The organism is Acinetobacter sp. LMB-5 (assembly GCF_001541635.1).
Lineage (GTDB): Bacteria > Pseudomonadota > Gammaproteobacteria > Pseudomonadales > Moraxellaceae > Acinetobacter > Acinetobacter pittii.
The window spans coordinates 1-610 of record NZ_LRDR01000047.1 but is presented as its reverse complement, the minus strand read 5'-3'; the positions used below and the strand labels follow the sequence as shown (position 1 = coordinate 610).

The following is a 610-nucleotide window of genomic DNA, read 5'->3' as shown; positions in this document are numbered from 1 at the left end:
ACTGAAAGCTCTATGGGACAGGCTTATCAAGAAAATCACCGAGATGAGATTACTGTCCTTTCTTATTCTCACTTTATTGGTTATGAAAACCAATCAATTCATACTCCGATTACAATAATAAAGAGAATGGATAAATGTTCTCCTTTGCTTTCTCAGGCTTGTGTCGATGGAACTCCATTAACATGTACACTTAAATTCTATCGTTTAAGTAGTAATGGGGGGCATGAGTTTTTTTATGAAGTAATATTATCTAATGCGATAATTAAATCAGTATCGCCTCATATGCCTCACACGATTGACTTTAATGAACGAGAAATGCAAGAGGTGGTCACCATTGCATACGGTGATATTTCATGGCGTCATGTTTCTCTTAATACCGCAGGTTATTCTTCTTGGATTGATGCTCTTGAATCACTAAGAAATAAAGCAAATAGCTTTAGAGAAGAATATTAATGAGCGATTCACGTAAAAGTTTTGATGATGATGAAGTTAAACTCGCGTTAAACGGTCTGCTTAATCAAAGTGATATGTATGCAATGATGCATATTCGCGATCCACATTTACGAGAAAATTTTAGAGATGAATATTTGTTCTTAGCTCGTTGTATGAA

1 protein-coding gene is annotated in these 610 nt (G+C 34.9%); it reads left to right on the top strand.

Annotated features, from left to right (window positions below; translation table 11 throughout):
• Window positions 1–453 (top strand): type VI secretion system tube protein TssD (gene tssD / locus AW165_RS18435; RefSeq protein WP_155859658.1); only part of this gene is annotated, 453 nt, incomplete at its 5' end.
• Window positions 454–610 lie beyond the last annotated feature (157 nt).